At 71.5% G+C, this 12,272-nt stretch carries 12 protein-coding genes and 1 pseudogene; 5 read left to right on the top strand and 8 right to left on the bottom strand.

Translation table 11 applies throughout. The features are described 5' to 3' along the window. Positions 1–90 precede the first annotated feature (90 nt). A complete protein-coding gene (locus tag ACWEPL_RS63365; protein ID WP_452442557.1) occupies positions 91–1,716 on the bottom strand; it encodes a serine/threonine-protein kinase in 1,626 nt (541 codons plus the stop codon). 121 nt (positions 1,717–1,837) lie between these two features. Here ACWEPL_RS63365 and ACWEPL_RS63360 point away from each other — a divergent pair, with 121 nt between their 5' ends. Both ACWEPL_RS63360 and ACWEPL_RS63355 read left to right on the top strand, forming a co-directional pair. Continuing rightward, positions 1,838–2,785, top strand: coding sequence for a quinone oxidoreductase family protein (locus ACWEPL_RS63360; RefSeq protein ID WP_452442555.1), 948 nt, complete (start codon positions 1,838–1,840; stop codon positions 2,783–2,785). 4 nt (positions 2,786–2,789) lie between these two features. Beyond that, positions 2,790–3,404: a LysE family translocator gene (locus ACWEPL_RS63355; protein ID WP_355373738.1), complete on the top strand. Its 615-nt coding sequence runs from the start codon at positions 2,790–2,792 to the stop codon at positions 3,402–3,404. Here ACWEPL_RS63355 and ACWEPL_RS63350 read toward each other — a convergent pair. From ACWEPL_RS63350 to ACWEPL_RS63340, 3 genes are read right to left on the bottom strand one after another with little or no spacing between them, the layout of a single operon-like run. Beyond that, positions 3,394–4,437 (bottom strand): PucR family transcriptional regulator, encoded by a 1,044-nt coding sequence (locus tag ACWEPL_RS63350; RefSeq protein ID WP_452442553.1) that lies wholly within the window; start codon positions 4,435–4,437, stop codon positions 3,394–3,396. The two genes, ACWEPL_RS63355 and ACWEPL_RS63350, sit on opposite strands and share 11 nt — an antisense overlap. Beyond that, positions 4,437–5,228: an ABC transporter permease subunit gene (locus tag ACWEPL_RS63345; RefSeq protein WP_452442551.1), complete on the bottom strand. Its 792-nt coding sequence runs from the start codon at positions 5,226–5,228 to the stop codon at positions 4,437–4,439. Before ACWEPL_RS63345 ends, ACWEPL_RS63350 begins: the two co-directional genes overlap by 1 nt. After that, complete coding sequence (locus ACWEPL_RS63340) at positions 5,218–6,117, bottom strand: ABC transporter ATP-binding protein (RefSeq protein WP_363980887.1); 900 nt, start codon at positions 6,115–6,117, stop codon at positions 5,218–5,220. The genes ACWEPL_RS63345 and ACWEPL_RS63340 overlap by 11 nt, the downstream gene beginning before the upstream one ends. A gap of 100 nt (positions 6,118–6,217) precedes the next feature. Here ACWEPL_RS63340 and ACWEPL_RS63335 point away from each other — a divergent pair, with 100 nt between their 5' ends. Both ACWEPL_RS63335 and ACWEPL_RS63330 read left to right on the top strand, forming a co-directional pair. Continuing rightward, on the top strand, positions 6,218–7,030 hold the full coding sequence (locus tag ACWEPL_RS63335) for a patatin-like phospholipase family protein (RefSeq protein WP_452442549.1): 813 nt from the start codon (positions 6,218–6,220) through the stop codon (positions 7,028–7,030). Between the two features lie 28 nt (positions 7,031–7,058). Further along, entirely contained in the window at positions 7,059–8,081 is a 1,023-nt protein-coding gene (locus tag ACWEPL_RS63330; protein ID WP_452442547.1) for a 1-acyl-sn-glycerol-3-phosphate acyltransferase, read from the top strand. A gap of 22 nt (positions 8,082–8,103) precedes the next feature. On the opposite strand, the gene ACWEPL_RS63325 is transcribed toward ACWEPL_RS63330, so the two are convergent. Then, positions 8,104–9,594: a cobyric acid synthase gene (locus tag ACWEPL_RS63325; protein ID WP_452442545.1), complete on the bottom strand. Its 1,491-nt coding sequence runs from the start codon at positions 9,592–9,594 to the stop codon at positions 8,104–8,106. A 35-nt stretch (positions 9,595–9,629) separates the two neighbouring features. Here ACWEPL_RS63325 and ACWEPL_RS63320 point away from each other — a divergent pair, with 35 nt between their 5' ends. Then, a complete protein-coding gene (locus ACWEPL_RS63320) occupies positions 9,630–10,439 on the top strand; it encodes an MBL fold metallo-hydrolase (protein ID WP_452442543.1) in 810 nt (269 codons plus the stop codon). An 8-nt stretch (positions 10,440–10,447) separates the two neighbouring features. Here the strand turns inward: ACWEPL_RS63320 and ACWEPL_RS63315 are convergent, their stop codons facing one another. From ACWEPL_RS63315 to ACWEPL_RS63305, 3 genes and pseudogenes are all read right to left on the bottom strand, one after another. Then, on the bottom strand, positions 10,448–10,684 hold the full coding sequence (locus ACWEPL_RS63315) for an antitoxin (RefSeq protein WP_363980902.1): 237 nt from the start codon (positions 10,682–10,684) through the stop codon (positions 10,448–10,450). Positions 10,685–10,740: 56 nt separating this feature from the next. Next, complete coding sequence (locus ACWEPL_RS63310; protein ID WP_452442541.1) at positions 10,741–11,472, bottom strand: ABC transporter permease; 732 nt, start codon at positions 11,470–11,472, stop codon at positions 10,741–10,743. Positions 11,473–11,528: 56 nt separating this feature from the next. After that, positions 11,529–12,173 (bottom strand): annotated as a pseudogene (locus tag ACWEPL_RS63305) (ABC transporter ATP-binding protein); the annotation flags it as partial. Positions 12,174–12,272: the final 99 nt, after the last annotated feature.

Genomic DNA, 12,272 nt, shown 5'->3' with positions numbered 1-12,272 from the left:
CCGCTCAGACCGACAGATCCCGTTGAAGACCCGAGGTCAGTCAGGGGGTGGGTCAGGACTGACGGGAGGTGCTCACCTACATCATCTCTGTCAGGGGGTCTTCTGGCCGCGTAGTTCGAAGTCGTCGAACGTCGTCTTCAGCAGCGACGTCTCGTCCTTGGGCGTACGCGCGAACAACCCCACATACCCGTTCCCGAGCCCGTTCGGATCCTCCACCTGGTGCACCCGCTGATCGTTCACCCACATCGTCAGCCGCACCGCCGACCCGGTCTGCTCGCACGCCGCCACCAGCCGGGCCTTGCCGGGCAGACTGTCCACCTGCACCGGCTGGGCCAGCGTCCCGCCCGATCCGTCCACGATCCGCCGGATCCTGGCCTTCCCGGTCGTGTCGAGCGCGAACTCGTAGTACGTGTCGTCATCGTCCATGTTGTGGCAGTACACGCCGTACTCACCGCTCCCGACCGACTTCTTGACCTCGGCGGTGACGGCAACGACGACGGACGAGGGCAACATCGGAGTGGGCGTGGCCGACGGGTCGGGCGTGTTGGTCGGCGTGGCGATGAGGAAGGGTATGGGCGCCTTCGCCCACCGCTCCTCGGACCCCTTCTCCACGTCCAGCCCGTACGTCCCGTCCGTCCGGTAGCCGTAGCTGGCCGTCTCGTCCGGGTCGTAGACGCCGTTCCAGCCGCCGGAGGTCTGCGTGAAGTCCTCACGGTAGAGAACGCTCATGTCGGGCGGCCCGCTGGGGCTGAACACCGCCCACGCGGCCACCGAGCCCGCCACGAGCACCGCCGCGGCCGCCGCCGCGACGCCCGCGATCAGCTTGGCGCGGTTGCCCTTGGACTTCTGCTGGACGGACGTGTACGGCGCCGTGGCCTGCTGCCAGGCCACCTGTACGGTATGCGCCGCCTGTTCGGGCCCGGCCGACCGCCCGACGAGCTGGTCGAGCAGCTGCTGCGCGGTGGGCCGCGCGGCCGGGTCCTTCCGCAGCGCGGCCCCGACCAGCTCGCGCAGGCCGGGCTCGACCTCGCTGAGATCCGGCTCGGCGTTGAGCACCTGGTAGACGATCGAGGGCAGCGTGTCGCCGCCGAAGGGCGCCCTGCCGCTGGCGGCGAACGCGACCAGGCATCCCCACGAGAACACGTCACAGGCCGGGGACACGGGTTCGCCCCGCAGCACCTCGGGAGCCATGTAGCGGGGCGTGCCCACCAGCTCGCCGGTGCCCGTGACGCCTCCGAGCGTGTCGAGCGCCCGCGCGATGCCGAAGTCGATCACGCGCGGGCCGACGGGCGACAGCAGCACGTTCGACGGCTTGAGGTCCCTGTGCACCACACCGGCGCCGTGGATGGCGGTCAGCGCGGTGGCCACGCCGACGGCCAGCGCGTCGAGGCTGGAGCCGCGCAGGGGGCCCGACTGGCGTACGGCGGCCTCGAGGTTCGGGCCGGGCACGTATTCGGTGACGACATAGAGCTGGTCGCCGTCGAGCGCGGCCTCGATCACCGCGGCCGTGCAGAACCTGCGCACCCTCTGGGCGGCGTCCGCCTCCCTGCGGAACCGCATGCGGAACTGCTCGTGCTGGGTCAGCTCCGGGTTGATCACTTTGACGGCGACCCGCTGCCCAGCCGGATCCTCGGCGAGATGGACCGTGCCCATGCCGCCCCGACCCAGCACGCTAAGCAACCTGTAGCGCCCGATGTGGGAGGTTTCACCGCTCACGGCGCGCTAGCTTACCGACACACCGCACACCGCGCAGGGCCGAGCACACCACGTAGACACCACCTGGGGAACCCGGACCCCGGGTGGCATTCCCCCGCACGTACGGAGTTGACTAGGCGTCATGCATGCCATCATCGTCTCCGCCCCTGGCGGTCCTGAGGTTCTCGAATACGTGGAGCGGCCCGATCCCGTCCCCGGCGAGGGGGAGATCGTGGTCGATGTCGCGGCCAGCGGCGTCAACTTCATCGACATCTACCACCGCTCCGGCGCGTACCCGCTCGACCTGCCCACTCCCATCGGCTCCGAGGGCGCGGGCACGGTCTCGGCCGTCGGGCCCGGGGTGCAAGGGGTGGCCGTGGGCGACACCGTGGCCTGGGCCAACGTCCTGGGCAGCTACGCCGAGAAGGCGGTGATCCCGGCGGACCGGGCCGTGCCGGTGCCCGACGGCGTCCCGGCCGACGTGGCCGCGGCGGCGATGCTGCAGGGGATGACCGCCCACTACCTCACCCACTCCACCCACGAGGTGCGGGAAGGCGACGAGGTGCTCGTCCACGCCGGAGCCGGCGGCATGGGGCAGCTGCTCATCCAGCTGGCCAAGCTCAAGGGCGCCAAGGTCCACACCACCGTCTCCACCAGCGAGAAGGAGAAGCTGGCCAGGGAGGCCGGCGCCGACGAGGTGCTGCGGTACGACGACTTCGCCGAGGCGCTGCGGGACAGGATCGACGTGGTGTACGACGGCGTCGGCAAGGCCACGTTCGACGGCGGGCTCGATGCGCTGCGGCCACGCGGCCTCATGGCCCTGTACGGCGCCGCCAGCGGCCCGGTCCCGCCGATCGACCCCCAGATCCTCAACCGCAAGGGCTCGCTCTTCCTGACCAGGCCCACACTCGTCCACTACATAACCGAGCGCGAGGAGCTGCTGCGGCGCGCCTCCGACCTGTTCGGCTGGATCAAGTCGGGACAGCTCGCCATCAACATCTCCCACCGCTACCCGCTGGCCGAGGCACACCAGGCGCACGAGGACCTGGCGGCCCGCCGGACGACAGGAAAACTGCTCCTCATACCCTGACGCCATGGACATCGCAGGATCGATCTGGTCGTTCGCCGCCGTAGTGGCACTGCTCACGCTCACTCCCGGCCTCGACACGGCCCTGATCCTGCGTACGTCCTTGCTGGCGAGCAGGCGGGCGGCCTGGGGCGTGACGCTCGGCATCCAGCTCGGCACGCTCACGTGGGGCGTGCTCACCGCGGCCGGGCTGTCGGCGCTGCTGGCCGCCTCGCGGCTCGGCTACGAGATCCTGCGCTGGGCCGGCGTGGCGTACCTGGTGTGGATGGGCCTGCGCATGCTCCTGGCCAAGGCCGCGCCCCACGACGAGCCGGAGCAGGCGGTGCGGTTCGGGGGCGGGTTCCGGCGCGGGCTGGTCACGAACCTGCTCAACCCCAAGGTCGGGGCGTTCTACGTGGCCATGCTGCCGCATTTCATCCCGGACGGGGCGCCGCACGCGGTCATGGGGTTGGTGCTGGCCGGCGTGCACGTGGCCGAGGGGCTGCTGTGGAGCGCGGCGCTGATCGGGTTCGCTTCGCTGGTGGGCGGCTTCCTGCGGACGCCCGCCGTACGCCGCTTCCTCGACCGCCTGACCGGCGTGGTCATCGTCGGCTTCGGCATCCGCCTCGCCGTCACCGACTGAGGCCGAAGCCGGGGCTCGTGGGCCAGCCCAGCAGACGGGCCCCGAGCACGGCGGTCTCCAGGGTGAAGCGCTGCGTCGGGTCGTCCGGCGAGAAGCCGGTCAGACGGCGGATGCGCTCCAGCCGGTACGTGACCGCCCGCGGGCTCAGCCCCAGCCGCCGGGCCGCGGCCGTCTGGTTGCCGTGCGAGGCGAAGACGGCCTCCAGCGTCTCCAGCAGCGGCTCGTGCCCGCCCCGCGCCCCCAGCAGCGGGCTCAGCACGCTGGTCACGAGGTCCTCGATCGCGCCCCTGTCGCGCAGCAGCACGGGGAAGACGAGCAGGTCGGCCGCCTTGACCACGTCGGCCCTGAGCCCCAGCCCGTCGGCCAGCTCCAGGGCCTGCGCCGCCTCCCGGTAGGAGGCCACCACGCCGCCGGGGCCGCGCTGCGGCCGTCCCACCGCGACCCGCCACCCGACCGGGAAGCGGGCGCGTACGTGATGGGTGAACTCCCCCACCGCGGCCGGCAGCGTCGCCGGGGCCACGCACACCAGCAGCCCGTCGCGCACGGCCACGAGCACGTTGTGCGAGCCGAACCGGGCGATCAGGTCCCGTTCAATGCGGTCCTGGTCGCCGTCGCGCATGCCGCGGGCCACGGCCACCACGTACGATCCGGCCAGCCGCAGCCCGAAGTGCTCGGCCCGCTCCGCCAGCCGCTCGGCCCGCCCCTGAAGCAGGTCGTCCACGAACTCCCGCCAGGCCTGCTCCTCCTCGCGGATGGCGGCGAGTTGCGCCCTCTCGTACCCCTCCATCAGCGCGGAGACCGCCTTGCGCAGCGCGGGCAGCGCTTCCGGCAGCCCCTCGCCGGCGGCGAGCGCGCCGTCCACCAGGGTCCGCAGCGGGACCCCCAGCGTGGCGGCGCGCCTGCCCGCGGCGCGGTAGGCGTCGAGCGCCTCGCGGGAGGGTAAGCGGCCGGTCGCGGCGTGCTCGGCGAGCACCCGCCGATGCCCCCCGAGCAGGTCGGCGAGCAGGTCGGCGGGCAGCTCGGAGATCGCCATCACACTCCTACGTCACGCCTGTCGAAGGAGAGCACCGCGGTGAGCGCGAGCACGGCCGTCGCCCCCGCCAGCACAAGGTAGTCCCCGACCGGCAGCCCCTCATAGAGCGGCCGGCCCTCGGCGTAGTAGTGGAACGGCGAGACCCACTTCAGCCAGGAGATGGCGTCGATGTTCCGGCCGATCGTGACCACGACGTAGCCGGCCACCACCCACACCCCGACCACGGCGGAGGCGATCGTCCTGCGCCCGGCGGCCGCGCCGACCGCCAGCCCCATCGTCCCGAACAGCAGCCCGACCAGGAGCACCCCGAGGTGCGCGGCCAGGATCCGGTCGAACGGCACCCCCATCTCCACGACCTCGCTCATCGCCCACATGGCGAGCAGCGTCACGACGGCCAGCACGAGCATCGCGACCGCCAGCGCGGCGAACCTGTCCAGCACCAGCCGCCGCCGGTCCACCGGCAGCGTGACGACCAGCTCCAGCGTGCCCGACTCCTCCGGCTGCGCGATCGCCCGGTTGGCCAGGAGCATCGCGAACACGATGAACAGCATGGGGACGAAGAGCTGGTAGACGACCGTCTGCAGGTAGCCGGCGCCGGAGGCGAAGTCCCCGAGCCCGCCCATCAGGTCCTTGAGCGGCCCGGGGAACTTGGCCATGGCCATGGAGTCGTAGGTCTCGGGGTTCAGCTTGACGTTGGCGTACGCGCCCAGATAGACGCCCATGAAAGCGCTGATGCCCAGGCACCACCAGATGAGCGACCGCCGGTTGTCGCGCAGGCTCTTAGCGATCATGGTGCCGCTCCTCGTCGCTGTAGTAGGTCAGGAAGATCTCCTCCAGGTCCGGTTCCGCGCTCACCATGTGCACCACAGTGAAGGCGGCCGCCGCCTTGATCAGCGCGTCCGGCCGGCCGTCGATCGTGCAGCGCACGCCGGCACCCTCCACGCGCAGGTCGCGCACGCCGGGCAGGTTCTCGAAAGCCGCTCGCGGCACGGGCGCGTCGAAGTGCAGCTCGACCCGGCGCACCGCCTTCTCGCGCAGCGCCGCCACGTCCTCCACGGCCACCAGGCGCCCGTCCCGTACGATTCCGACCCGGTCCGAGACGTTCTCGACCTCGGCGAGCACGTGCGAGGACATCAGCACGGTTCGCCCGGACTGGCGCACCTCCCTGACCATGGCCAGGAACTCGTGCTGCACCAGCGGATCCAGCCCGCCCGTCGGCTCGTCCAGGATGAGGAACTCCGGCTCGTGCATGAACGCCTGGATCAGCCCGACCTTCTGCTTGTTGCCCTTGGAGAGCTTGCGCATCTGCACCGACAGGTCGGCCTCGAGGCGCTCGGCCAGGGCGTCGATGCGCGTGTCCGGCACGCCGCCGCGCATCCTGCCGAGGAAGCGCAGGTAGTCCCTGGCCCGTTCGCGGCCCTCCAGCGCCAGCTCGCCCGGCAGGTAGCCGATCCTGGAGCGGGTCGCGGCCTCGCGCGGGTCGGCGCCGAGGACGCGTACCGTGCCCCGGGTGGGCCTGATCACGTCGAGCAGCAACCGGAGCGTGGTCGTCTTGCCTGCGCCGTTCGGCCCGAGATACCCGAAGATCTCCCCCGGCTGGATCTCCAGCGTGAGATCTTCCAGGCCGCGGCGCCTGCCGTAATACTTGGTCAGCCCTTCGGCCTGCACCACTGCTGTCATGGCCGAATCGTCCCGCCGCGCGGGACCTCCGTCACCGGACGGGTCCGGCAGCGTGCGGATGGCTTTGCTTCCGGGACGCGGCAACGAGAAGGTGGGTGGCGTGGAAACGGCGTTCGTGCTCGGTGGCGGAGGCGTGCTCGGCGCGCACGAGGTGGGCATGCTGCAGGCGCTCGACGAGGCGGGCATCAGCCCCGACCTCGTCGTGGGCACGTCCGTGGGCGCCCTGAACGGGGTGGTCATCGCCGCCGCCCCGTCCGAGGCGGTGGAGCGGCTGACCACTCTGTGGCGCTCCGACGTCGTACGTACGGCCTTCGCCGGCTCGTGGGTGGCCCGGTTGTCCACGCTGGCCAGGACCGGCACCCATCTGCACCCGATCGGGCCGTTGCGCGAGGTTCTGAGCGGGACCGTGGGGGTTTCGCGGATCGAGGAGCTGGAGGTCCCCTTCCAGTGCGTGGCGGCCTCGGTCGAGCGGGCGGCGGCGCACTGGTTCACCGGCGGGCCGCTGGTCGATGCGGTGCTGGCGTCGTGCGCGGTGCCCGGGCTGCTGCCGCCCGTCGTGATCGGCGGCGAGCACTTCTACGACGGGGGGCTGGTGCACAGCATCCCCGTGGGGCGGGCCGTGCAGCTCGGAGCCAAGCGCGTCTACGTCCTGCACGTCGGGCGGATCGAACGGCCGCTGGCGCCGCCCAGGAGGTTCTGGGAGGTGGGCATGGTGGCGTTCGAGATCGCGCGCAGGCACCGGTTCGCCGAGGACATGGCCAGCCTGCCGCCCGGCGTGGAGGTGCACGTGCTGCCCGCCGGGATGACCGAGGCGCTCTCCCCGCTGCGCTACCGCGACATCTCGCAGATCTCCGCCTGCATCGAGCGGGCGTACAGCGCTTCTTCCCGCTATTTGCAGAACAGAGGAGGATGAGGGTTAGACCGTTGCAGGGAGGCCGCCGTTGCTTCCACCGCGTATTCTCCGCCGGCTGGTGCTGGCTCCGCTGGTCATCGTGGTGACCGTGTTCATGGTGGTGACGCTGCCGTTCTGGCTCCTGGTCACGGCCGCGGCCTCGCTGCGCCTGCCGCCGCCGCGGCGCAGAGGGGCGAGGTTCGTCTGGTTCGCCACGGTGTGGCTGACGCTGGAGTCGGGCGTGCTGGTCACGTGCCTGTGGCTGTGGGTGGCAGGCGGGGCCCGGCGCCAGGAGCGGCATTACGCCCTGATCAGGTGGTTCCTGGCCAAGGTGCACGCGGCCGCCGTGCGGATCTTCCGGCTGACGATGGAGATCCAGGAGCCCGACCTGACGACCGAGGAGCAGTCCGCCAGGCTGACGCGACCGGTCATCGTGCTGTCCCGGCACGCGGGCCCCGGCGACTCCTTTTTGCTGATTTATTACCTTTTGGCGATCTATCACCGGCGGCCGCGCATCGTCATGAAGGCCGCACTCCAGTACGACCCCTCGCTGGACGTCGTGATCAACCGCCTGCCGAACGCGTTCGTGCCCCGCGAGTCCGGGCAGAAGCGGGTCATCGAGGAGATCCACCGCCTCGCCGCCACGATGGGCGACCAGGACGCTCTCGTGATCTTCCCCGAGGGCGGCAACTTCACCCCGCGCCGCCGCCGGCTCGCCATCCGGCGACTGGAGGAGAAGGGCCTGACCGAGGAGGCGGAGCGGGCGCGCGGCATGGACCACCTGCTCCCGCCCCGCCCGAACGGCGCCATCACGGCCATCGAGGCGTGCCCGTCGGCGGACGTCATCTTCGTCGCGCACACCGGGCTCGACGACCTCATCACGCTGGGGGACGTCTGGCGCAAGCTGCCCTTCAACGCTCAGATCACCGCGAAGTGGTGGCGGGTGCCCGCGGCCGAGATCCCGGCGGAGCGGGAGGACCGGATCCGGTGGCTGTACGACCATTGGGAGCAGATCGACGCCTGGATCGCCGCCCAGCGCGTGGCCCGGGCAAACGGAGCCCAGACAAAATGAGCCCAGACGAGATGAGCGCCCGCTAGCCGAGCGGTGGCGCGCCCGGGGGCAGGACCGGGACGTCCGGCGGGCCGTGCTCGATGAGGCGGAGCAGCGCGTCCGTGTCGAGGTGCCGTTCCACCAGGTCGCCGAGCGCGTCGAGCCGCTCCTCCCGGAGCGCGGCGAAGTCCGTGCCGGGAGCCGGCGCGAAGTCGCGTCCCGCCCGCGCGGCCACGTCGGCCAGGAAGGCCCGGCGGAAGCCGTCGTTCTCCAGGGCGCCGTGCCAGGTGGTGCCCCAGACGTTGCCGGCCCGGCAGCCGTCGAGGAACGGCTCGCCTCCGTCGACCGAAGCCACCCCGTGGTGGATCTCGTACGCGCGGACCGGCTGCCCGTACGCCGTGCCCTCGGGCCGCCCGAGCCGCTTCTCCTTCGCGAACTCGACGCGTACCGGCAGCCGCCCGAGCCCTTCGACCTTGCCCGCCCCCGACTCCACCTCGTCCACGATCTCCCGCCCGAGCATCTGGAACCCGCCGCAGATCCCCAGCACGGGCCCCGCGCGGTCGACGATCGCCGCCGCCAGCCCGCGCTCCCGCAGCCACGCCAGGTCGCTCACCGTGGCTCTGGAGCCCGGCAGCACCACCAGGTCGGCGTCGTCCAGCTCGACCGGATCGGTCACGAAACGCACCACGACCCCCGGCTCGGCGGCCAGGGCGTCCAGATCGGTGAAGTTCGAGATCCTCGGCAGCCGCACGACGGCCACCCGGAGGGTCTGCCTGCCGTACGGGGCGCCTACCGCGACCTTCCGGCTGTCCAGGGCCAACGAGTCCTCGACGTCCAGCCAGAGCCCGTCGAGCCAGGGCAGGACGCCGTACACCTCGCGCCCGGTCAGCCGCCTGAGCATGTCGAGGCCGGGCTCCAGGAGCTCCCGCGCGCCGCGGAACTTGTTCACGACAAATCCGGAAATATGCGATTGGTCGTCGGCGTCTAAGAGGCCCACCGTGCCGTAGAACGCGGCGAACACCCCTCCCCTGTCGATGTCGCCGACCACGATCACGGGCAGGTTCGCGGCCCTGGCCAGGCCCATGTTGGCGATGTCGCCGCGGCGCAGGTTGATCTCGGCGGGGCTGCCCGCGCCCTCGCACACGACCACGTCGTACTGACCCCTGAGCCTTTCGAGCGCCTCCAGCGCGGTGGCGCGCAGGAGGTCCTTGAGCGCGCCGTACTCCATCGCGTCCACGTCCGCCACCGGGTTGCCCATGAGGACGACCTGGCTGCGGCGGTCGCTGCCCGGTTTGAGGAGGATGGGGTTCATGTCCACCGTCGGCTCCAGGTAGGCGGCCTGCGCCTGCGTCGCCTGGGCCCGGCCGATCTCGGCGCCTTGAGCGGTGACGTACGAGTTGAGCGACATGTTCTGCGCCTTGAAGGGCGCGACGCGCACGCCCCTGCGGGCCAGCCACCGGCAGATCCCCGCCGTCAGCACGCTCTTGCCCGCGTCGGACGTGGTCCCCGCGACCAGCAACCCCCCTCTGACCATGCGATCACCGTACAGGCCCGCGCTAGGCTGGCCGCATGCCACCGGCCGACCTGCCCATTTGCCGCACCTGCGGCGTCCAGTACGCCGAGCCGCGCCCCGACTGCCCGATCTGCGAGGACGAGCGCCAGTACGTCGGCTGGGACGGCCAGCGGTGGACCACGCTGGCGGGCCTGGCGGCAGAGGGCCATCGCGGCCGGGTGGAGGAGGAGGGCCCGCGCGTGGTGGGCATCGGCACCGCCCCGCCCACGGCGATCGGGCAGCGCGCGCTCCTGCTGCGCACGCCGGAGGGCAACGTGCTCTGGGACATGGTCTCCTACCTCGACGACGACCTGATCGCCGAGGTCGAGGAGCTGGGCGGGGTGTCGGCCATCGCCATCAGCCACCCCCACTTCTACGGCTCCATGATCGAATGGTCCCGGGCCTTCGACGCCCCGGTGTACATCCACGCCGCCGACAGGCGGTGGGTGGCCAGACCGGACGACTCGGTCATCTTCTGGGAAGGCGACACCCACCGGCTGTCGGAGGACCTCACCCTGATCAACGCGGGCGTGCACTTCGAGGGCGGCCAGGTGCTGCACTGGTCGTCCGAGCGTGCCCTGTTCTCGGGTGACATCCTCCAGGTCGTCCAGGACCGGCGCTGGGTGAGCTTCATGTACAGCTACCCCAACTACATCCCGGAACGTCCGCACGTCGTGCGCCGTGCCCTGGACCTGCTGGAGCCGTACGCGTTCGAGAGGGTTTACGGGGGTTGGTGGAAGCGCGTCGTGCACGGGGACGGCGCGGAGGCCGTCCGCCGCTCAGCCGACCGCTACCTCTCCTTCGTCGAGGACGTCGAGGACAGGTAGCCGGCCGTTCAGCCCTCGCGCCTCTGGTCCCTGGTCTCCTCGCCCCGAACGGGCGGCTGCTTCTGACCACCGCCGCCGTAGCGCTCCTGCACCGCGTCCGCGCCCTTCGAGATCTGGTCGTCGTACTTGTGGCCGGTCCGCTCCTTGGCGTAGCGCTCGGCCCGGTCCAGCAACTGGTCGGCCTGCTTGGAATGCCCTCTGGCCAGGTTCTCCGCCTTCTTCAGCCATTCCCCGATGCGGCTCATACACGTTCCCCATTTCTTCGGACTACGGGCGCCCCCTACCCCCGCATCCTGCACATTCACTCCCGCCGCCAGGCGGCGAGCAGCGGAACCACCGCCCACCCGGCGAGCACCGTGAAAGCCGCCCAGGTCGGCATGATGGCCGGCAGCTGCTCGATCAGCTGGAGCGCCGGGTAGCCGGGCAGGAACCGGTTGACCCACTCCCCGCCGGGCAGCACGAGGCCGGCGAAGGGCAGCACGAGGACGATCGTCACCAGCGCCGCGGTCGCCACGGCCCCGTTGCGCAGGATCACGCCGAGCGACAGCCCGAGCAGCGTGGCCACCACGATCATGAGCGTGCCACCCGCGATCACCGTCCAGGCCCCGGCGGGCAGGAGCGACGGGTGGAACTCCGCGGCCAGGAACCGTCCGTAGACATAGCCGGGAATCGCGATGAGCAGCGAGCCGGCGACCGCGGCCCCGCTCAGGACGACCGCCTTGGCCGCCAGCACCCGCCCTCTGGACGGCGTGGCGACGAGGGTCGCGTCGATCATGCCGGACGTGTACTCGCCGCTGATCGTCATCGCGCCCATCATCCCGAACGGCAGCTGGGCCAGGACCACCCCCACGTACACGGCCACCACGACCCCCATGGCGGCCTGGTCGCCCGTACGGCCGGGATCCCAGCGCGCGATGACCGTCGAGGCGCCGAGCACGGTCAGCGCGAGCGCCACGAACACACCGGCGCCCAGCGCCCACCAGGTCGACCGCAGCGTGCGCAGCTTGATCCACTCGGCGGCGATCGCGCTCACGGCTCGTACCTCCCGATGACCTCCATGAACACGTCCTCCAGCGACATGCCGGGCCGGACGAACTCGCCGATCTTCGCGTCGGCCAGCAGCCTGCCCCGGCCGATGACGATCAGGTGGTCGGCCGTCACCGCCATCTCGTTCATGAGATGGCTCGACACGAGGACGGTCCGGCCCTCGGCGGCGAGCGACTTGAGCAGGTCGCGCATCCAGCGGATGCCTTCCGGGTCGAGCCCGTTGACCGGCTCGTCGAGCAGGAGCACCTCGGGGTCGCCGAGCAGCGCCGCGGCCAGCCCGAGCCGCTGTTTCATGCCCAGCGAGAAGCCGCCGACGCGCCTGCGTCCCGCGTCGCCGAGCCCGACGAACTCCAGCAGCGGGCCGACGCGCTGCCGCGAGATCCCGTTGGAGCGCGCCAGCCACCACAGGTGCTGGTCCGCGCGGCGGCCTGCCTGCACCGCCGTGGCGTCCAGCAGCGCGCCGACCTGGGTGAGCGGCCTGTCGAGCGCGTGGTAGGGCAGGCCGTTCACCGTGGCGCGGCCGGCCGTGGGCCGGTCGAGGCCGAGGATCAGCCGCATGGTGGTGGTCTTGCCGGCGCCGTTCGGGCCGAGGAAGCCGGTGATCCTGCCGGGCGGCACCGTGAAGGAGAGGTCGTCCACGGCGAGGGTCTGTTTGAAACGTCTGGTGAGCCCGCTGACTTCGATCATGCCCTTCACGATCCGCCGGGACCCGCGCGCCGCGCATCGGTCTTGGGACCGCTTCGCGCCGGCCGGTCTCGCGGGTTTGTTTGTGGGGGGGGGGGACAC

The sequence above is a fragment of the Nonomuraea sp. NPDC004186 genome (genome assembly GCF_053603495.1).
The sequence above is the reverse complement of the archived record's forward strand: the minus strand, read 5'-3'. Positions and strand labels throughout refer to the sequence as shown.

Bases quoted from the DNA above. Each gene is read 5' to 3' on its own strand.
- ACWEPL_RS63360 (WP_452442555.1), top strand. From the start codon at position 1,838: ATGCATGCCATCATCGTCTCCGCCCCTGGCGGTCCTGAGGTTCTCGAA.
- ACWEPL_RS63355 (WP_355373738.1), top strand. From the start codon at position 2,790: ATGGACATCGCAGGATCGATCTGGTCGTTCGCCGCCGTAGTGGCACTG.
- ACWEPL_RS63325 (WP_452442545.1), bottom strand. From the start codon at position 9,594: ATGGTCAGAGGGGGGTTGCTGGTCGCGGGGACCACGTCCGACGCGGGC.
- ACWEPL_RS63350 (WP_452442553.1), bottom strand. From the start codon at position 4,437: ATGGCGATCTCCGAGCTGCCCGCCGACCTGCTCGCCGACCTGCTCGGG.
- ACWEPL_RS63340 (WP_363980887.1), bottom strand. From the start codon at position 6,117: ATGACAGCAGTGGTGCAGGCCGAAGGGCTGACCAAGTATTACGGCAGG.
- ACWEPL_RS63345 (WP_452442551.1), bottom strand. From the start codon at position 5,228: ATGATCGCTAAGAGCCTGCGCGACAACCGGCGGTCGCTCATCTGGTGG.
- ACWEPL_RS63320 (WP_452442543.1), top strand. From the start codon at position 9,630: ATGCCACCGGCCGACCTGCCCATTTGCCGCACCTGCGGCGTCCAGTAC.
- ACWEPL_RS63315 (WP_363980902.1), bottom strand. From the start codon at position 10,684: ATGAGCCGCATCGGGGAATGGCTGAAGAAGGCGGAGAACCTGGCCAGA.